The sequence below is a fragment of the Collinsella sp. AM41-2BH genome (assembly GCF_003468085.1).
In the GTDB taxonomy this organism is placed as follows: domain Bacteria; phylum Actinomycetota; class Coriobacteriia; order Coriobacteriales; family Coriobacteriaceae; genus Collinsella.
Window position 1 is genome coordinate 52,939 of the sequence record NZ_QSGH01000012.1, and the last position, 17,692, is coordinate 70,630.

The following is a 17,692-nucleotide window of genomic DNA, read 5'->3' on the forward strand; positions in this document are numbered from 1 at the left end:
TCGTGTGCTGGTGCGCTTGCCCAAAACCACCACGAAGGCGCCCGTCCCCTTTGTGGTGGTTTTCGCTATCATGGAGAACGTTGAATTTCTACGAAGGAGCAGGGCATATGGCGATTCTTTTGGGATGCGATTCCGTCAGCCTAGAGTTTCCCACCAAGCATATTTTCGATAGCGTGACGCTCGGCGTGGGCGAGGGCGACCGCATTGGTATTGTCGGTAAAAACGGCGACGGCAAGTCGACGCTGCTGAGCGTGCTCGCCGGCACGCTGGAGCCCGATGACGGACGCGTGACGCACCGCCGCGGCATCACGATCGGTCTACTCGGCCAAAAGGACCAGCTTGTCGATACCGATACCGTGCATCATGCCGTTGTGGGTGACGCCCCCGAGTACGAGTGGGCGTCGAGCCCCCGTACGCGCCAGATTCTGGCCGGTCTTATTAGCGATGTGCCCTGGGAGGGCGTGGTAGGCGAGCTCTCGGGCGGTCAGCGCCGCCGCGTGGACCTCGCGCGCCTGCTGATCGGCGACTATGACGTGCTCATGCTCGATGAGCCCACCAACCATCTGGACATGCGCACCATCAACTGGCTTGCGCGTCACTTAAAGGCCCGCTGGCAGCGCGGTCAGGGCGCGATGCTCGTGGTCACGCACGATCGCTGGTTCTTGGACGAGGTCTGCACCAGCATGTGGGAGGTTCACGACGGCCAGGTCGATCCCTTCGAGGGCGGCTATTCGGCATATATCCTGCAGCGCGTGGAACGCGACCGCATGGCCGCGGTTACCGAGGAGCGCCGTCGCAACATGGCACGTAAGGAGCTCGCGTGGCTGAGCCGCGGTGCCCAGGCGCGCTCCACCAAGCCCAAGTTTCGCGTGGATGCCGCTCGCGAGCTGATCGCCGACGTGCCGCCCGTGCGTGACGAGCTGGAGCTCAAGCGCCTGGCCGTGAGCCGCCTGGGCAAGCAAGTTATCGATGTGGTCGACGTGGACGCCGGCTATGCGGATACCGATGGCGCGCCCAAGCAGGTGCTCAACGACGTGACCTGGCTCATTGGTGCGGGCGACCGCTATGGTCTTTTGGGCGAGAACGGCGCCGGCAAGTCGACGCTGCTCGACGTGATCCAGGGCAAGATCGCGCCCCTGCGCGGCCGCGTGAAGATCGGCCAGACGGTGCGCTTTGGCGTGCTGTCGCAGCAGCTCGAGGAGCTCGAACCCTACATGGGCGACACGATCCGCGAGGTGCTCAGCCACTATAAGAAGTACTACGTCATTGACGGCAAGGAGACTTCACCCGAGAAGCTCTGCGAGCGTCTGGGCTTTACGACGCAGCAGCTCTGGAGCCGCATCGGCGATCTTTCGGGCGGCCAGCGCCGTCGTCTGTCGCTGCTACTGACAATCCTGGACGAGCCCAACGTGCTCATCCTGGACGAGCCCGGCAACGACCTGGATACCGACATGCTGGCGATTGTCGAGGACTTGCTGGACGGCTGGCCGGGCACGCTGATCCTGGTGACGCACGACCGCTTCTTGATGGAGCGCGTGACCGACCAGCAGTGGGCACTGCTCGACGGTCACCTGACGCATATGCCCGGCGGCGTGGACCAGTACCTGCGCCTGTGCAACGCCACGGCCGAGGGCGAGCCCGTGGGCGCACCGAGTGCCAAGACCGGCACGTTCGACACCGGTGCCGCAGCGGTTGCGGCCGAAAAGCCCAAGTCGAGCGGGCAGCCCAACGGTCTTTCCAACGCCGAGCGCCAGAAGCTCCGCCGCGAGGTGAGCTCGCTCGAGCGCAAGATGGAGACGCAGCGCGCTCGCGTGGAGGAGGCCGAGGCTGCGATGGCGCAGGTCGACCCCACCAATTACACGGCGCTGGGCGAGCAGCAGGCAAAGATCGACGAGGCCCACGCCGCCATGGACGAGTTGGAGATGGCGTGGCTCGAGGCGAGCGAGAAGCTCGAGGGCGAGGAGTAGGCGAGGATGATCAAGGCCGCGTTTTTCGATATCGACGGCACGTTGCTGAGCTTTAAGACCCATCGGATTCCGGCGTCGGCGCAGCAGGTGCTCGACAGCTTTCATGAGCAGGGGATTGCGTGCGTGATCGCCACGGGTCGCCCGACCTATCAGATGCCCGATTGGCTGTTCGATCTTGGTTGGGATGCGTACATTACGCTTTCGGGCCAGCACTGCTTTGATGCCGAGGGGGTTTACCGCAGCTGCCCGATCGATCCGGACGACGTCGCGGTGATCGTGGACCAGGTGGCCGAGGGGCGCTACGACTCGCTGTGCATGCAGGGCGAGAACTCGTTTGTGAACCGCCTGTCCGAGCGCGTGGTGACGGCCGGGAGCAACGCGGGGATTGTCTACCACGAGGAACCGTTTGAGCACGCCTTTGACGCGCCAGTCTACCAGTTCTGCGCCTTTGTGGACCCGGCCGACGAGCATATCGTGACTGATGCGGTGTCGCATTCGCTCACTACACGCTGGTGCGACCTGTTCTGCGACATTATTCCCGCTAACGGCGGCAAGGACCTGGGCGTGGCGGCGACGCTCGAGCGGCTTGGTATCGACGCGAGCGAGGCGATTGCCTTTGGCGACGGCGAGAACGACCTGTCGATGTTTGCCGCCGTGGGCACGAGCGTGGCCATGGGCAACGCGCAGGATACCGTGAAGGCCGCGGCGACCTACGTAACGACCGCCGTGGATGACGACGGCATCTACAACGCCGCGAAGCACTTTGGCCTCGTGTAGCTGCGACCCGGCACTTGGGGACGCTCCTTATCTGCCGGCAGCTGGGGACACTCCTTGCGGGGCGTTCCCATTTTGTTTTCATCTCGCACGTTTTGTGAAACGCGGCTAACTTTTTGGTCAATGCAGTAAGACATGGTCAACTTTTGCGGTAAAGTAAGCCAAGGAAAGTATCCAAAGGCTAACTAGAAGCCATCGCGAAAGGCGGCCCATGGCCCTGCGTGAATCCGGAGAAGACTATCTCGAATCGATCTACGTTCTATCGGAACGTCAGGGCATCGTGCGCTCGATCGACGTTGCGGAGTACCTCGGCGTAACCAAGGCGAGCGTTTCCAAGGCCATGGCGACGTTGGAAAGCAACGGCTATGTCGAAATGGGCAAGCGCGACGTTCATCTGACGGAGCGTGGTCTGGAGGTCGCTCGCCAAATGTGGGAGCGTCACTGCTTTTTCGTGGGGCTGCTGGAGGATGCGGGTGTTTCGGCTGAGGTCGCGTCGCAAGAGGGCTGCCACATGGAGCACTGCCTGAGCGAGGAAAGCTTCGAGAAGCTGAGGGCGATGCTGGGACGGGACAGCGACCGGGACCAGTAGCCCCGCCAACCAAGTCCAACTCAGACAAGGACCCCCGCCAGCAAGCGATGCCCAAGAACCGCCAGCAACGTTACCGCAGGCCGGGACCGGGCTTGGTTTTTGAAAACACTCCGCAGACCAGAAGCGCCCCCGTTCGTAGCTCCGAAGGAGCAGAACGGGGGCGCTTCATTGGTCGAGGACGTTTTCAAAACCAAGCCCGGTCCCGGCCGGAGGGACCACAGGCGCTACAGGTTCTTGACACCCATCGCGCGCATGGCGTTCAGGATAGCGATGATCGCCACGCCCACGTCGCCAAAGACGGCAAGCCACATATTGGCGATGCCCAGCGCTGCCAGCACAAGGATCAGCAGCTTAATGCCCAGCGCAAAGATAATGTTCTGCCAAACAATCGTCATGGTCTTGCGCGCCACGCGGATCGCGCGGGAAATGTTGGACGGCTTGTCGTCCATCAGCACCACGTCGGCGGCCTCGATCGCGGCGTCCGAGCCCATGGCACCCATGGCAATGCCCACATCGGCGCGCGTAAGCACAGGCGCGTCGTTGATGCCGTCACCGACAAAGGCGAGCTTGCCCTTGCCACTTTCGGCCGCGAGCAACGCCTCAACGCGCTCGACCTTGTCGCCCGGCAGGAGCTGCGCGTGGAACTCGTCGAGACCGAGTTGCTTGGCCACAGACGCTGCAACCTCCTCGCGGTCGCCCGTGAGCATGACGGTTCGGTTGATACCGGCGGCATGCAGGTCGCGAATCGTTTGCTCGGCATCGGCCTTAACGGTGTCTGCAATCACGATGTGGCCGACATACACGCCGTTCACGAGCACGTGGAGGATTGTGCCGGCAACCTCACAGTCCGGTGCTTCAACGCCGGCCGCGGCGAGCATCTTGGCGTTGCCGACGACGACGTGCTTGCCGTCGATGGTTGCCGTCACGCCGTGGCCCGCGTCGTTGGCGGAGTCGCTCACGCGCTTGGGGTCGACCTCGCCCTGGTAGGCGTCGCGCACGGACTGCGCGATGGGGTGATCAGAGAACGATTCAGCAAGGGCTGCGACTTCGAGCAGCGACTGCTCGGTATAGCCAGCCTCGGGGTGCACCGCGACGACTGAGAACGTGCCGTTGGTGAGGGTGCCCGTTTTGTCGAAGACGACGGTGTCCACGTCGGCGAGCGTCTCGAGGTAGTTGGAGCCCTTGATGAGAACGCCCAGCTTGGACGCGCCGCCGATTCCGCCAAAGAAACTCAACGGTACGCTGATCACGAGGGCGCACGGGCAGCTGACGACCAGGAAGGTCAGGCCGCGCAGGATCCAATCGGACCAAGCGCCAGTCACCAGGCCGCCGCCAAGCGCGAGCACCGCGGCAGCGCCAGTGACGGCGGGGGTGTAGACGCGGGCAAAGCGCGTGATGAAGTTCTCGGTGCGCGCCTTCTTTTCGCTGGCATTTTCCACGAGCTCCAGAACACGCGCGACGGTGGACTCGCCAAAGGGCTTGGTGGTGCGCACGTGGATGAGGCCCGTCATGTTGATGCAACCGCTGATGATATCGTCGCCGGTCTTGGCCGGGCGGGGGACCGACTCGCCCGTGAGTGCGGCGGTGTCGAGCTGGGTTTCGCCCTCGACGATGACGCCGTCGATAGGCACGCGCTCGCCGGGCTTGACCACGATCACGGTGCCGACGGCGATGTCATCGGGAAAGACCTGTTCGAGTGTGCCGTCGGCTTGCTCGACGTTAGCGTAGTCGGGCGCGATGTCCATCATGGCACTGATCGACTTGCGGCTCTTGCCCACGGCGTATGCCTGGAACAACTCGCCGACCTGGTAGAACAGCATGACAGCGGCGCCTTCGGCCATGTGCGGGTCGGTGTCGGGGAAGAGCACCATGGCAAACGCGCCGATGGTCGCGACGGCCATGAGGAAGCTCTCGTCGAAGGCCTTGCCGCGGCGGATGTTATTGAATGCCTTTTGCAGTACGTCGTAGCCGGCAATCAAAAACGGCACGAGGAACAGCACAAAGCTGGCGTAGATGTTGCCGGGCTCCCCAAATGCGATAGCGAGGGCGCCGAGCTCGTCGAGGGCATAAACAACGGCAAAAATGCCCAGTGCTACCAGGATGCGGTTGCGCTTATGCTCAAGGGACTCTTTCTTCTTGCGCTTCTTCTTTTTCTTCTTGGGATCGGCGGCTGCCATGATTCAAACCTCCCATTTGAGTGTATGAACACTTGCTCATATAATTTCGCGAGCAAAGGCCGCGGCAAGCGCGGCCTCGCAGGTCAACGTATGCGCGGGTTAGAGAATGATCTCGCAGTCCGGCTCGGCGTCGGCGGTGAACTCAACGACGCGGTCCAGGACCTCGTCGAACTTGGCGTCGTCGGCCTCGAGCGTCAGCTTCTGGGTCATAAAGTTGACCGAAACGGATTTGACGCCCTCGAGCTTGGCAAGTTCGTCCTGAAGCTCGCGCGCGCAGTTGGCGCAATCGATCTCGTCGAGCTTGAACTGCTTTTTCATGGTGGGTTCCTTTCCCTGTGTTAGCGGTCTGGGTGCCGGCCGCGCTGATACCGTGGTTGATTGCTATTCGCAGATATGGCTCATGCCCTGGTTAAGCATGGTGTAGACGTGATCGTCGGCGAGCGAGTAGAGAATGTTGCGGCCGTCGCGGCGGAACTTGACCAGGTGCGACTGCTTAAGCGTGCGCAGCTGGTGCGATACTGCCGACTGCGAGGTTGCGGTCGCTTCGGCGATGTCAGCCACGCAGAGCTCGCGGCCCATGAGGGCATAGAGGATCTTGATGCGTGTGGTGTCGCTGAAGACCTTGAACAGGTCGGCCAGGTCGTACAACAGCTCCTCGTCGGGAAGGTCCTCGGGCGAGCAGGTGGTGGGGACGATCGGCTCGGTGGCCTCGATGCCAGTCTTTGTTTCATCAGCGTGGCTGCTCATTGCAACATCCTTTCATATGAACATGCGCTCATATAATTTACTTCCGATTATATGAGCGCATGTTCATATGTCAATACAATTTACGTTAATTTCGATGACTGCTTGCCGCCTCTGCGATTTTCTGCGGGTTGGGAGACATCGACGCAATGCTCGCCAACATATTTCGAGATGTTCGGCCAGCATGCTAAGAAAGCCACCTTGAGAAGCATTAGAACTGTTCATATTTGTACTTTATCGTGTTAAATACCGCGAGAATCAGTTCTTCCTCTACGGGAGTTCCTGCAGAATCAGTTTTATCTAAAGTTATATTGAGCATTGCTGCAGCCAATCTGGCACATCGGTGGCCGAATAAGTCGAAAAATGTAGGTGGACATCCGCAGAGATCGCCTTTAGAAGAGCGAATTCTCAATTAGATCAATAATCGTGTCGTCTTCCGTGCGGTTTTCATCGATTTTTGCGAACATGTCGCATTCCCAAGGCCCATTGATTTCCTCAGCAAGGGCCCCGACGTGTTGCATGTCGTCGGGTTCTGGCACATCGTTGATGCTCGGGTCATCAGCTTGCGGATATTGGCTTGCAATTTCGCGCTTGGCGGCCTCTTCTTCTTTGAGTGTCTCCAGGACGCGGCGACCGTATTCGAAGTAGCGCCGCAAGACAAATTGACGAAGAGTTTCTTGCAGGATGGCGAAGTTATCCGGGAGTCGACCGGGCCATATCTTCTCGCGAATGCGAATCGCTTCCATGACCCGCCTAAAAGCGGACTGCTTGAAAAACGAATGACGACTAACTGTGATAACGGCATATCCCATGTTTCGCAGCGTGTTTCGGCGTTCCTCGTCAATTGATTGCTGTTCGGGCTCGTCGTGGTAAAAGCCGTTGTATTCGATATCGGTCATCGAATTTTCGAGCAGCGCGTCGAGGTAGAAAACCGTCCGTCGCGTTAGGGCGGCGTATCTTTTGGGGACTGGGATCGGATAGTCCGTTTTGATAGCGCGTATGGCTAAGCCACCCATTGACTTGGGCATTGTCAGCATCATGACAAACGCCGTTTCGAGTGGGGAGCGACAGCCTTCGCGTACATAAGAAAGTGCCTTAAGTGCTTTATTAGATCCACGATACCCCGATGCCTCTGAAAAGAAGGCTCTGAGCTCTTCAACGCTGGTTAGGGCTGGGCGCTCGCGATATTGAGTTTCGTCGGACGTTCCAAGCGCGTAGGAGCCGCAGATTTCAAAGTAATACTCAACGAGCTCCGAAAGGTTGAGGTCGGCTGCTGCTTCTAACGCGCACAGCTTGATATCGACGATGTAGACGTTCGGCTCGAGTTCTAGGTAGCTTTCTGCATCAAACGTATAGCGCGTGCAGTGGCAGATGCAGCCCTTGCGGTGCCTTTTGGCATTATTGGAAAACGTCAGCACATGGATGCTTTCAGAATCGACATTCTTTCTGTTGAGCCATGCTCGCGCCGCTTCCAGGTTGGACGTGGTCGGCGCAGACACCTTGATCTTTTCCATAGATATGGGATCGGTCGCGTGGCTTGCGAGCGAGTTGACTGTTTGGTATACAGCGCGTGCCGTGGTATGTGACAGAACGATTCCCATACGCGCATGATGGCATAGCGGACGCCATATACGCTCGAAACTTCGGGCAACGGTATTGGGGCGCGGCTTATCTTCTGCGAACGGTGGGTTTTTGAGCTGTCGTATTGAGGGGGGCAGCTTCGGCTGGGGAGGTTTCTGTCGGCTGCCCCATTTTGGTGAACTTTAGTTGCGGATTCGTAGCTTCTAAGCGTTTTTGCCGACCGCTCAGATGCCTCACCAACATAATTTGAGTTATTCGGCCTTATCCTATACGAATGGTGCGATCGCAACGTCCTATTCGAATTGATTCAGGTAGATTTATAGGGCTTGGTTGCGAAATTGGGGCGACTATAGCGCTCGATTGCGGTTCAAGGGGCCTTGACTAGTGGTTCAGCTGGCCGAACAACTCGAAAAATGTAGGTGGGCCAACCTGCCGACTATGTGAAGCACGCGTATTTGCCCGTTTTGATGAAAACTAGGGTGCAGCCATAAGGCTGCGCCCTAGTTTACTGCGTGCCGGTGTGCCCAGACGGATTGCGCTGTGCCTGGCAGGCGCTCCCGCAGATGGATCGGTTATTTCGCGAATAGGTTCTTGAGGTTGAACTCGGCTTGGACGGTGCGGAGCATGAGGTCGGTGTCGTCCAAGCCCAGGTGCTGCTCGTTGGCGTCGGCGGCGAGGGTTCCACGGCGGCGCGCCCAGTTCTCGAGCGCGGCTGGGGCGGACTCGCGGGGGAGCGAGCGCACGTCGGCGTCCAGGCTGCGGCAGATCTGGCGCGAGTCGATGACGATGATCTTGCCGGCGCGGCGTGCCTCGGCGTAGCCGTCCAGGTGGATCTTGAACCAGCTGTCCTCAAAGGCGGCGTTGTGTGCCATGTACGGGTACTTCTTCATAAGCTTGAGCAGCTGCTTTTGCAGCTCTTTGTTCTCGCGGAACGGCTTTTTGCCGTCGATGTCGTCCCAGGTGATGTGGTGGATATTCGACAACGGCACATCCTCGCCGCGGTAGATGTCGGGCAGGCCGCAGTAGTGTGCCTCGGCGTCATGCGGGACGGCGTCGCTGGTGAGCTCCATGATCTCCCAGCCCACGTTGATGATATAGCCGCGCTCGGGTGCACGGCCGGTGGTCTCGATGTCGATACCGAGCACGGTGCCCTGGATGGGCTTGCGGGCGTAGGCCACGCCGAGCGCGTCGCGGTCGCCGCGGATTTCGCGCATAACGGACGCGGCGGTGCGCTTTTGCATCTTGCCGATGGCGGCGCAGGTGTCGGCATCGGACAGGCCGCGCGAGAGCGTCGCGGGCGTCACGTTGCGCAGACGCGCCTCGCCAATCTGGTCGCACAGGTCGCGGTTGCGGTCGGCCAGGTCGCGCACGGTGGCAAAGTCGAAGCCGGGGTCGCCCTCGGCAGTAAAGTACTCGGTCTCGAGCACCTTGAGGGCCTCCTCGCCCTTCTGGCGCTCGGACTCCATGGCGCCGTGGTCGCCGTAGATAAACATGGGGATAAACGGCTGGCGCTCGTATTCGAGTGCTTGCGATACGTTCATATGCTACTCCTTGGACGGGCCGCGTTGTGCGGCTCGAGGTTACTGAGTTATGGCGAGATGATAGTTTACCATAGGCAACTATTGGCACCGCGCCCGGGACAACTACAATACCCTAGTTGACCGCTAGGACTTTTACAATGCTGCCGAAAGACACGAAAGGTTCCATCCGTCATGGATTTACTGATTGATATTCTGCTCGACGCCGGCAAGGACACGCTGTCGCTGGTGCCGTTTTTGTTGGTGACGTATCTTGCTCTCGAGACACTTGAGCACGTTGCGGGCGACCGCGTCAACGGCGCTATCAAGCGCGCCGGCGCTGCGGGTCCCGTGGTTGGCTCGCTGCTGGGCATGGTGCCGCAGTGCGGCTTTTCGGCCATGGCGGCCACGCTGTACGCCGGCCGTGTCGTGACCTTGGGCACGTTGGTGGCGGTGTTCCTTTCGACCTCCGACGAGATGCTGCCGCTGTTGCTTGCCGAGCAGGTTCCCGTGCAGACTATGGCGATGCTTTTGGCTTCGAAAGCGCTGATCGCACTGGTCACGGGTTTTATCGTGGACGCTGCCATTCGCGGCCTGCGCCGTAACGCCCGCGCGCACGCGGCGATTCGCCGTACCGTGCTGGGAACCGCGGCCAATCCGGCCCACGTGAACTGCGCGCACGACGACCGCAGCGGCGGTGACATCATCGACGAGGTGGCCGAGGCGGGCGTGAGCGCCGACCACATCCACGAGCTGTGCGAGCGCGACCATTGCGGATGTGATGAAGACGAAGACGAGCACGAACACGGACATGGCCACGATCACGGTCATGAGGGCGAACATGAACACCATGATGGTCACGGTCACTCTCACTCCCACGAAGGGACGCCTGTCCTGTCGATCATCCGCAGTGCGATCTCGCACACCGTGCAGGTCTCGGTATTCATTTTTCTGGTGACGCTGATTCTGGTCGCCGTGCTCGAGACGTTCGGCGAGTCCGCGATCGAGCAGTTCCTGCGCGGCAACGAGACACTCGCTGTCCTGGGTTCGGCGCTTGTCGGGCTGATTCCCAATTGCTCGGCGAGCGTGGTCATTACACAGCTGTATCTGGAAGGCGCGCTGCAACTGGCGCCGATGCTCGCCGGCACGCTCATTTCCGCCGGCGTGGGTTATCTGGTGCTGTTCCGCACCAACCGCAGCGCCCGCGAAAATGCCGTGTTCCTGATCATGATGTACGTCATCGGCGCTGGCTGGGGCCTCATCCTCTCCGCCGTTGGCCTCTAAGTAGGCCTAAAAAATGGGCTTCAAATAGCCATGCTCAGCGCCTGCGCAATGCGGCGACGCATGGCATTTTGAAGCCCGTTTTTTGTTGAGCCATGGATTCCGAGCGCTCACACCGCTCAAAACAAAAAGGTAGATTTTAGGCATGTCTCAAAAATCTACCTTGGTTAGTGCAGCAACTCGGTGAGGTTGCGTTTAAAGCGGGCGCGGTCTTCGCTGGTAAATGCCGCCGGCCCGCGAGTGCGTCCGCCGGCGCGGCGCACCTTCTTTTCCTCGTGGCGAATAAACAGCTGCATGTCGATGGTTGCTTTGTCGTAGACGCGCCCGCGCACACCGATAGCGGCGGCATCGCGCCCGAGCACCATGCTCGCCAAGCCAATGTCCTGCGTCACGACCACGTCGCCCGCCTGCAGGCGTTCGACAATGGCAAAGTCGGCGCTGTCGGCGCCCACGCTCACGTCGAGCGTCGTGACCCAAAAGCCGCGTCGCGCGTGCTCGGCATCGCGCGGGTCGTCGCGGCGAATGTGCCGTTCCAGGTTTTGCGTGCTGTTGCCGGCGATAACAACGGCGACGCCCGCCCGCCGCGCGCAGTCAATCGACTCGCGCGTGACCGGGCAGGCGTCGGCATCAATAAAGAGCGTTCGCGGCATCTAGTGCACCAGTTTGCCAAATTGAATAGCGCGAACAATCAGCGTTACGCCAAACACCAGCAGCGCGGCGCCGCTAAAGATGACGAGCATCTTGGCCGACCACAGCGGATAGATAAACACGAACATGCCGGCGATGATGGAAAGTGCGCCGCTCAGGATGGCGAGGGCGCGGTTGGACGAAAGCTCGGACTCCAGAATGGACATGACACCTTCGACAATCCAGCCAAAGCCGGCCACGATAACCACCATCGTGGTGAGCGTCGCGGTCGAGAAGGCCTGGTTGCGCAGGATTATGACGCCGCCCAAGATAATGAGTAGGTTGGAGATGATGCTCGTCACGCGCCAGCCGGTGGGCAGCAGCGGCTCAAAAATGGCAGTGAACAGTCTGATGGCAGCAGTGATTACAAAGTAAAAACCCAGGACGGTCGTCAAAAAGACGAGGGACTTGGCGGGTGCAAAAAGCAGCGCGATACCAGCAATGAGCGCCACGACGCCCGTGATGGCGTAGATCCAGCGTACGGCCTTGACGGCTTTGCCCGCCATGCTTTTCTCGTCAAATCCAAACTGGCTCGATTGCTTATCATCGTTCTTAAAGATGCCCATGATGTCTCCTTTCCGCGCGGCGTAAGCCGTATGTCTTGCAACCAGTATCGCCCAAGGGCGCCGCTGCATGGGGCGGGGAGGGCGAAATGCCGTCCCATCTTCCCGAATTGTTACCTTTGTTCCCGTTTGGATGTGGGATATTCAACAGCTGTGGAACATTGTTCGGCTGTGTGAAATTGCCTACGTTTTAGGTTAGATTTTCCTAAGAACAATTGACTTTAATTGGGGGTTCCTATGAACGAAACAGTTCCCGCGGCGCCGGTAGGCGCTGAGTCGATGGCAAAGCAAGGTTGCGAAAAGCTCGGCCTGGACACGTTTGACGCGCTGGTCCGCCGCGCCCGCACGTGCCGCCGCTTTGACGAGTCTATGCGCGTGCCGCGCGAGTTTTTGCTCGAGTTGGCGGAGCTGGCGCACCTGACCCCGTGTGGTGCCAATGCTCAGCGTCTTCGTCTTCATGTGGTGAGCGGTGCCGAGGATTGCGCGCGTGTATTTGACGAGCTCGCATGGGCCGGCGCACTTAAGGATTGGCCGGGTCCTGCTGAGGGCGAGCGCCCGACCGGCTACATCGCGATTCTGGCTGAGCGCGCCGTTCCGGGCAAGCCTGCCGCTCCCATTACCGAGGTCGACACGGGCATTGCCGCGCAGACGATGATGCTCGCCGCCCGCAGCGCCACGCCCGAGGTGGCAGCCTGCATGTTCAAGGCCTTTACGCCCCATGCGATCGATGCTATGGGGCTCGATAACGACAAGTATGAGCTCAAGCTGATCATGGCGTTTGGCGTTCCGGCCGAGACACAGGTGATCGATGCGATCGATTCCAACCCCGACGGCTCCATCAATTATTGGCGCGACGAGGCGCGGGTGCACCACGTACCCAAGCGTTCGCTCGCCGACGTGCTGGTGTAGTTGAGCGTCGCCGCGGTGCAATCCGGCGGCAAAATCACCACAAAGGCTCCTGTCCCCTTTGTGGTGGTACGAGGGGAGGGTGTGTGGCAGATCTGTATTTGGTGCGGCATGGGCAGACTGAGCTCAATGTGCAGAGCATTTTGCAGGGCTGGCACGATTCGCCGCTTACGACGCGCGGGCGCGAGCAGGCGCTGACGGCGCGTACGGCGTTTGCGGCGCGTGGCGTGGTCTTTGATCATGTGTATTCCTCGCCGTTGGGCCGGGCGCGGCATACGGCCGAGCTTATCGTTGGCGAGGGCCGTTCCATTGAGCTGGTCGATGACCTGCGTGAGTGGCATTTTGGCTCGCTGGAGGGCACATCAAATCGCGAGATGCCGCCGCAGCCCTGGGGTGATTATCCGGTGGCCTTTGGCGGCGAGTCGGAAGTGCAGCTTCAGTCGCGCATGGTCGCGGCGCTGTCCCGCATCATGGCCAGGCCGCAGCACGACTGCGTGCTGGCGGTTTCCCACGGCTCAGCCTGCCAGGAGTTTCTTGAGTATGTGACTGGCGGGGGAGAGCTACCCGACAACGGTGCCGTGCTTCATTTTGGCTATTGCGACGGGGCGTTTTCGCTCTTGGGTTGGTAACGAACGAAAGGACCCCTATGAATAAAGATCTGTATCTGGTCCGTCATGGACAGACGATATTCAACCTTAAGCGTATCATTCAGGGGTGGAGTGACTCGCCGCTCACACAGCTGGGCTGCGATCAGGCGGCGCGTGCCGGCATGTTCTTGCGTGCGCGCGGCATTGAGCCCGACCACGCCTACACCTCTACGCTGCACCGCACCGAACAGACCATCGCCAACCTGTGGTCGGGCATGACGTACGAGCGCCTGGACGGCCTGCGTGAGTGGTTCTTTGGCGACTTTGAGGCCGAGCGCGTGATGCTTATGCCCGAGCGCCCGTGGCGCGACTTCTATCGGCAGTTTGGCGGCGAGGGCCAGATCCAGGTGCGCACGCGCATGGTGGCGACGCTGACCGATCTTATGCAGCGTCCGGACCATACGTGCGTGCTCGCGGTGAGCCACGGGTCGGCCATCAAGGAGTTTTTGGACCACGTGCGGGGCGCGGCGGCCGACGAGCGCGAACGCGTGCCGGGCAACTGCTCAGTGCTGCATTTTGCGTTTGACGATGCGGCCGATACGTTTGAACTGGTCGAAGTCTTTACGCAGGAAGACTACGCGCGCGAGCTGGGGCTAGAGCCGCTCGTGGCGGCGGCAGGTCCGCAGCGTGGATAACGCTGACGTTGCGGCCCGGTTTACCGGCGTAATTGTTTGATGCGAAAAGGGCGGAGGTGCATGCGTTTGCTGCATCTCCGCCCCTTGTTTGTTTGGATGCTGGGTTTTCCAGCTTAGCGTTTGAGTTCGCTAGAACCGTGAGACCTGGTGAGTGAGCAGACCCGTCGGAACCTGCGGCGCGCTGCCGCTGACCTGCGCGGCGGGGAACAGCACGGCTACAGCAAAGTTGAACGGCTCTTTGCCAGAGTAGGCGCCGGCAGCGCGGGCCTCGTCGGCCAGAATCTGCGATGCCCCAGCCAGTGCGGCGACATAGGCGGAGTCACCGGCGAACACCGGGTCGGGCGCCTGATCGAGCATGGCACGGATGGCGGCAACGGCGTCCTCGCGCTTGACCTCCCACACGCGATGTGTGACGCCCGCGGGATCGGTGACGGCGTAGAGCGATGCGCCCTCTTTGGCAGCGCTCAAAATGATATCCATGACGGGCGACGCCTCGTAGGCGAGCGACACGGGGCGCGGCTGCACCTTGAGCTCGGCGATCGCGCGCGCGGTGGCGAGTGCGTCGATGCTCTCGGCGGCAGCCTCGTCGCCGCCCGTCAGCACGTTAACCGGGCAAATCGCCACGACACCCGTCACGCGTCCCGGCTCACCCGAGCATTCGTACACGTAATACGCCGCGCCTGGATCCTTGAGCATCAGACCATCGGCAATGGCTCCGCGCAGAGCATCGTTGCCGCTCAGGATGCTGCCCATTGCAGGCAGTGCCTCGAGCACGCGGTCCTGAGCCGGGCGGATGCAGGGAAACGGAAGTGCTTTCATGGGGCGGTCCTAACGCACGAGTCGGTTTGTTCGCGGCTTATTATGCCCCAACTTGGCCGCTCGCGTCCCAGAGCACGTTATCGGCGAGCGCGATTAGCACCTGCTGACAACGAACGATGTCGGCGTGGGGCACATATTCGTTGGGCTTGTGGGCGAGCGCGAGCGAGCCTGGGCCATAGCTCATGCAGTTACGGTTACCCGTCTTGCCGGCAATGACGGCGGTGTCGGTGTAGCCGGTAAAGAAGCCGACGGTCGTATCCGTGCCCGTTACATCGTCTGCTGCGCACTTGAGTGCAGCTAGAAGGGGAGAGACCGGATCGCGCTCGATGGCGGGGCGGTCGCCCGTCACGGTGTAGCTGCCATGGCAACCGGGAACGGTGGCTTCGGCGACGGCGATGGCATGCTCGACCATATTGATTGCGGCGGCCGTATCGGTCGGCGGGGTCAGGCGCATGTCGACCCAAACTTTGGCGCGGTCGGGTACGACGTAGGGGCGATATCCGCCCTCGATTTGGCCAAACGTGATGGTCGAAGGCCCCAGCTCATCGTGCGCGGGCAGCGCCGCAAACGCGCGACGAAGCGAACACACGACCTCGGCCATGGCGGCGACGGCATCCGCGCCCTTCCAAGGCTGGCTCGCATGCGCCGTCACGCCAGCCATTTCAATCTCGAACCACGTGCGACCCTTGTGCGCCACCTGGATCTGTCCGTCGGTGGGTTCGGTGTCCAGCACCCATTCGCGCGAGCCGACCCAGCCAGCATCGATCGCGGCCTCTGAGCCGCGCATGAAGTCTTCCTCGTCGACCGAGCAGATGAGCGAAAAGCCGCGGCGTGGCAGCGCGCCATCCGCCGCCACGCGCTCGAGCGTATGGACCAGTGCGGCAATGGCGCAGGCCAGGCCACCCTTCATATCGCAGGCACCGCGGCCATAGAGTTTATCGTCGCGCACAACCGCCCCAAGCGGTGCGATGTCTGCGTCCCAGCCATCGCCCAAGGTGACGGTATCCATGTGGCAGATATAGATCAGCCGCGGCTCGTCGCTTTGGCCCGGCACGGTGACTTTAAGGTTGCGGCGCCCGGGCAGCACTTCGAGCTCCTCAATCTGCACGGCATCGAGCGCAGAACTATCAAGTTGTGCCAGCTGCTGCTCAATGAGCCTCTTAATGAAGCGCTCAATTTCATCCTCATACGCGCCCGGGTCTGAGCTGTCGATCCGCACGAGCTCCTGCGCAAGCCGCCAGGCAAAGTTCTCATCAACCATATGCAACCTCACAATCAGTTTGCTTTCCAAACCGATTGTAAGCCTCCTGAGAGATCCGCGACGTGGGCGTGGCAGTATTTACCGTTCGCAGGCCGAGCCAGCGCGTTTGCCGTCCGAGCGGGTTCACAAGCGACGCAGCGGGTACGTACCCTTCATGGACGACATGCTGTGCGACATATCTGCCTTTCGGTATCACCGGATACCTCCACAGGTCTTGGCAATAATGCCGGACCTGCCCGATTCTGCGGACGATCCGCGCAGGGAGCACCTATGTGAGCATCCGCTCGTCACGCATTTCCTGGGCACCCCGTTACACGTGTTGGCGCAGGGCAGCTGTGGACGTAAGGGCGATCGCATTGTCAGGCATGTTTGGAACGGGGAGAGGCCGTTTGATTCCGTGCGGCAGACGGAGTTTGGCCTCGATGTTGCGTCCCCGCTCTTTACCCTGCTGACCCTGGCTTCCTCGGTCTCAAACGAGCGTTTAATCATGTGCATGTATGAGATGTGCGGCACCTTTGCCGTGTGCAAGATTGCGCCTCAGGTAAAGTCGGCACTTGAGCAGGCATATGGGAGCCGATGGAGTGACGCACGGTCGGGCTGGGAAAACGTAAAGGATGTCTCGGGGAATCCAACGGACTTGTGGAAACGACCTCCCTTGATCGAGCTCTCTGAGCTTACAGAGTTCGTCGATAAGGTCCGGGGGCTCCGCGGCGCTAAATCGTTCATACGAGCCGCGAAATGCATTACGGGGGTGGCAGCATCGCCGCTCGAGGTCCAGGCTTCGATGCTATTTGGCCTTACGAGGTTGCGCGGCGGCGAAGGGCTGAGCCTTACCAATAACGTTGAGATTCGTATGACGCGCAGCGCCCGCCTGATTTCGGGGCTTGATAGGCGCTATGCCGATATCCTGCTGGCAAATAAGGACGGCAGTCGAGAGTGTCTGGTTGAATGCCAAGGTAAAGCCATTCACGGATCCATTGAATCCAAGATCTCGGACTCCGATCGAACGACGGCCTTGCAAGCCATGGGATATCCCGTCGTTCTGATGACCTATGGTCAGCTGGCCGACTTCGATGCCTTCCGCGTGGTGATGGAGCTCATCATGTCCTATCTCGATGTGCCGCTGAAAGACAAGACGCCGCGACAGCAGGAGCTCGAACGGCGGCTTCGTGAGGAGATTTTTATCGATTGGGCGGGAATGTAGTCGCGCGGTGGGTAAACGGTAGCGCGAGCTAGAGTTCTGGTCGCAAAAAGGCTTCAATTTTGCCTTGGAGGGACCCTAAAAATGCTATCTAGAATAAGTTGTTTCGGAAAATAGACAGTCAACTTACATTCGGCACATAGAGACCGATTTTTACCTACTAAAGTCCCTGATAAAGCTGTTTATCAAAGCGGGTGTGCTTAGCGACTGGAGCCTCACTATCGATTATCTGAAAAAACTTGTTCTGGGTATCATTTTAAAGTCGTCCGGAGCAACAAAATCGCCCCCCGTTTCGTGAAAACGGGGGGTGTTCCTATAGTTTTGTCAACTGGGCAATGCTGTT

The 17,692-nt window shown here is 60.3% G+C and carries 17 protein-coding genes; 8 read left to right on the forward strand and 9 right to left on the reverse strand.

Going from position 1 to position 17,692, the window contains the following annotated elements:
* Positions 1-107: 107 nt before the first annotated feature.
* From DW899_RS07195 to DW899_RS07205, 3 genes are all read left to right on the forward strand, one after another.
* Positions 108-1,967: an ABC-F family ATP-binding cassette domain-containing protein gene (locus DW899_RS07195; RefSeq protein WP_117800471.1), complete on the forward strand. Its 1,860-nt coding sequence runs from the start codon at positions 108-110 to the stop codon at positions 1,965-1,967.
* Between the two features lie 6 nt (positions 1,968-1,973).
* Positions 1,974-2,744, forward strand: a complete 771-nt coding sequence (locus tag DW899_RS07200) for a Cof-type HAD-IIB family hydrolase (protein WP_117800472.1) — start codon at positions 1,974-1,976, stop codon at positions 2,742-2,744.
* A gap of 208 nt (positions 2,745-2,952) precedes the next feature.
* The gene (locus tag DW899_RS07205) at positions 2,953-3,330 is read left to right on the forward strand and encodes a metal-dependent transcriptional regulator (RefSeq protein ID WP_117735915.1); all 378 of its coding nucleotides are present in this window, start codon (positions 2,953-2,955) and stop codon (positions 3,328-3,330) included.
* Between the two features lie 224 nt (positions 3,331-3,554).
* Here DW899_RS07205 and DW899_RS07210 read toward each other — a convergent pair whose 3' ends face one another.
* The 5 genes from DW899_RS07210 to DW899_RS07230 all read right to left on the reverse strand — a co-directional run bounded on the left by DW899_RS07210 (position 3,555) and on the right by DW899_RS07230 (position 9,373).
* Positions 3,555-5,507, reverse strand: a complete 1,953-nt coding sequence (locus DW899_RS07210) for a heavy metal translocating P-type ATPase (RefSeq protein ID WP_199570296.1) — start codon at positions 5,505-5,507, stop codon at positions 3,555-3,557.
* A gap of 99 nt (positions 5,508-5,606) precedes the next feature.
* Positions 5,607-5,825, reverse strand: coding sequence for a cation transporter (locus tag DW899_RS07215; RefSeq protein WP_089572082.1), 219 nt, complete (start codon positions 5,823-5,825; stop codon positions 5,607-5,609).
* 63 nt (positions 5,826-5,888) lie between these two features.
* Positions 5,889-6,254, reverse strand: a complete 366-nt coding sequence (locus DW899_RS07220; protein ID WP_055252065.1) for a helix-turn-helix transcriptional regulator — start codon at positions 6,252-6,254, stop codon at positions 5,889-5,891.
* A 389-nt stretch (positions 6,255-6,643) separates the two neighbouring features.
* Positions 6,644-7,765 carry a hypothetical protein gene (locus DW899_RS07225; RefSeq protein ID WP_117817598.1) on the reverse strand — a complete coding sequence of 374 codons (1,122 nt, stop codon included), beginning with the start codon at positions 7,763-7,765 and terminating at the stop codon, positions 6,644-6,646.
* Positions 7,766-8,404: 639 nt separating this feature from the next.
* A complete protein-coding gene (locus tag DW899_RS07230; protein ID WP_089572078.1) occupies positions 8,405-9,373 on the reverse strand; it encodes a DNA polymerase III subunit epsilon in 969 nt (322 codons plus the stop codon).
* Between the two features lie 171 nt (positions 9,374-9,544).
* On the opposite strand from DW899_RS07230, the gene DW899_RS07235 reads away from it, so the two are divergent.
* Complete coding sequence (locus DW899_RS07235; RefSeq protein ID WP_117800473.1) at positions 9,545-10,633, forward strand: putative manganese transporter; 1,089 nt, start codon at positions 9,545-9,547, stop codon at positions 10,631-10,633.
* Positions 10,634-10,797: 164 nt separating this feature from the next.
* Here the strand turns inward: DW899_RS07235 and DW899_RS07240 are convergent, their stop codons facing one another.
* Both DW899_RS07240 and DW899_RS07245 read right to left on the reverse strand, forming a co-directional pair.
* A complete protein-coding gene (locus tag DW899_RS07240) occupies positions 10,798-11,280 on the reverse strand; it encodes a DUF188 domain-containing protein (RefSeq protein WP_055252057.1) in 483 nt (160 codons plus the stop codon).
* Positions 11,281-11,883, reverse strand: a complete 603-nt coding sequence (locus DW899_RS07245) for an HdeD family acid-resistance protein (protein ID WP_117800474.1) — start codon at positions 11,881-11,883, stop codon at positions 11,281-11,283. It abuts the gene before it with no gap.
* Positions 11,884-12,117: 234 nt separating this feature from the next.
* On the opposite strand from DW899_RS07245, the gene DW899_RS07250 reads away from it, so the two are divergent.
* The 3 genes from DW899_RS07250 (at position 12,118) to DW899_RS07260 (ending at position 14,068) form a co-directional block, all read left to right on the forward strand.
* The gene (locus tag DW899_RS07250; protein WP_117800475.1) at positions 12,118-12,789 is read left to right on the forward strand and encodes a nitroreductase family protein; all 672 of its coding nucleotides are present in this window, start codon (positions 12,118-12,120) and stop codon (positions 12,787-12,789) included.
* Between the two features lie 83 nt (positions 12,790-12,872).
* Complete coding sequence (locus tag DW899_RS07255; protein WP_117800476.1) at positions 12,873-13,415, forward strand: histidine phosphatase family protein; 543 nt, start codon at positions 12,873-12,875, stop codon at positions 13,413-13,415.
* A 17-nt stretch (positions 13,416-13,432) separates the two neighbouring features.
* On the forward strand, positions 13,433-14,068 hold the full coding sequence (locus tag DW899_RS07260; RefSeq protein ID WP_117800477.1) for a histidine phosphatase family protein: 636 nt from the start codon (positions 13,433-13,435) through the stop codon (positions 14,066-14,068).
* A 129-nt stretch (positions 14,069-14,197) separates the two neighbouring features.
* Here the strand turns inward: DW899_RS07260 and DW899_RS07265 are convergent, their stop codons facing one another.
* Together DW899_RS07265 and DW899_RS07270 are read right to left on the reverse strand one after the other, a co-directional pair.
* The gene (locus DW899_RS07265) at positions 14,198-14,887 is read right to left on the reverse strand and encodes a DUF1015 family protein (RefSeq protein WP_117637782.1); all 690 of its coding nucleotides are present in this window, start codon (positions 14,885-14,887) and stop codon (positions 14,198-14,200) included.
* A 40-nt stretch (positions 14,888-14,927) separates the two neighbouring features.
* Positions 14,928-16,148 carry a M20 family metallopeptidase gene (locus DW899_RS07270; protein WP_117800478.1) on the reverse strand — a complete coding sequence of 407 codons (1,221 nt, stop codon included), beginning with the start codon at positions 16,146-16,148 and terminating at the stop codon, positions 14,928-14,930.
* A gap of 154 nt (positions 16,149-16,302) precedes the next feature.
* Here DW899_RS07270 and DW899_RS07275 point away from each other — a divergent pair, with 154 nt between their 5' ends.
* Positions 16,303-17,352 carry a hypothetical protein gene (locus tag DW899_RS07275; protein WP_158566587.1) on the forward strand — a complete coding sequence of 350 codons (1,050 nt, stop codon included), beginning with the start codon at positions 16,303-16,305 and terminating at the stop codon, positions 17,350-17,352.
* Positions 17,353-17,692 lie beyond the last annotated feature (340 nt).